This window comes from Actinomadura harenae (genome assembly GCF_003696215.1).
Taxonomy (GTDB): domain Bacteria; phylum Actinomycetota; class Actinomycetes; order Streptosporangiales; family Streptosporangiaceae; genus Spirillospora; species Spirillospora harenae.
This window is the reverse complement of sequence record NZ_RFFG01000115.1, coordinates 791-1,731: the sequence shown is the minus strand read 5'-3', so window position 1 is coordinate 1,731 and position 941 is coordinate 791. Positions and strand designations below refer to the sequence as shown.

The window sequence follows — 941 nt, the reverse complement described above, 5'->3', positions numbered from 1 at the left end:
CAGCCTCGTCCTTGAACTCCTGCGAGAAGTACCGCCGTTTACGCCTTGCCAATGACCTTCCTTCCGGTTCGTCCACAATCCTAGCTATGGACGTGTCCGGAAGATCCGAGGCACCTCACCTTGAGACGGTGCTTGATCATGTGGGTGAGGTGGTCGAGGTCGGTGGTCAGGAAGTTGACCATGGAGCGTTTCAGCAGGGACCACACGCTCTCGACGGGGTTGAGGTCGGGGGCGTAGGCCGGCAGGTGGAACACCGTGAGCCAGCCGGTGTGGGTGTCGATGAACGCGCGCATCGCCTTGGAGTGGTGGATGCCCAGGTTGTCCCAGACCAGCACGATCTTCCCGCCGGGTAGTTGCTGGTGGGCGGCCTGCAGCAGGCTCTTGTACTCGTCAAGGGTGAACGCGACGCGTTCGCCCTTGCGGCGGCGGTAGTGGTGCAGCCGGTAGATCAGCCGGGACCTGTCCCCGGGCCGGTGACACGTCAGGCCTGCGGCTGATATCCGTCCGCCGTGGTCACCGCCGTTCACGGTCACCTCGGGGCGATGTCCGCGCCGGCTCCAGGAGCGTCCTCGCGGCGGCCTGAGCCCTTGACCCGTCTCGTCCTCGAAACAGATCCAGGCGCCCAGGTCGCCCGCGGCGGTTCCACCTGCGGCCACACCTCCCGCTTCCATACCTCGATGGCCGTGTCGTCGCGTTGGACGGCGCGGCGCCCGGGGACCTGCACCGACCAGCCGTTACGCCGAAGAAGCAACGACACACCGGGAAGGGTGTAGTCGATCCCGAACACATCGCGGATGAGCGCGGCGATCCGGCCGAGGGTCCAGCGTTGGTCGTCGGCGTAGCCGTGCGCGGCGGGACCGCGGTTCAGCTCGGCCTCCAACCTGGCGAACGCCGCCTGGTCCAGGCGCGCCCGCCGGTGCGGGCCCTTCGACCTCAACGCC

At 67.4% G+C, this 941-nt stretch carries 2 protein-coding genes; both read right to left on the bottom strand.

All coding sequences use genetic code 11. The features are described from left to right. Positions 1–80: 80 nt before the first annotated feature. Entirely contained in the window at positions 81–614 is a 534-nt protein-coding gene (locus EBO15_RS36610; RefSeq protein ID WP_233616694.1) for an IS630 family transposase, read from the bottom strand. Next, positions 530–941: helix-turn-helix domain-containing protein (locus EBO15_RS36605; protein WP_199745036.1), on the bottom strand; the 412-nt coding region annotated here is incomplete at its 5' end. The genes EBO15_RS36605 and EBO15_RS36610, both read right to left, overlap by 85 nt.